General features: G+C 39.4%; 1 protein-coding gene. It reads left to right on the forward strand.

The features are described 5' to 3' along the window. Positions 1–47 precede the first annotated feature (47 nt). Positions 48–251, forward strand: a 204-nt coding sequence (locus AAEY83_RS17220; protein WP_351061105.1) for an outer membrane protein assembly factor BamD, incomplete at its 3' end; no start/stop codon positions are given.

Here is a 251-nt window from a genome sequence, read left to right on the forward strand (position 1 = left end):
GTTTTACCGACTTGGCCTAGCCGAAGACATCGAAGGTAACAAATAAAATGATAAATAAAATAGGGAAACGTGCATTTGCCATTGTTTTTTCAGTTTCTGTACTTAGTTTAGGCGCTTGTTCGTCTGCTCCAGACCAAGAAGACATTCAACGTGTACCGAATAAGTCTGCACACGCTTTATATGAAGACGCAAAAGAAACGCTAGATTCTGGTTTATATGCTCGTGCAATTGAACTTTTGAGTGCTATAGAC

The organism is Psychrobacter sp. TB20-MNA-CIBAN-0197, from assembly GCF_040309765.1.
Taxonomy (GTDB): Bacteria; Pseudomonadota; Gammaproteobacteria; order Pseudomonadales; family Moraxellaceae; genus Psychrobacter; species Psychrobacter submarinus.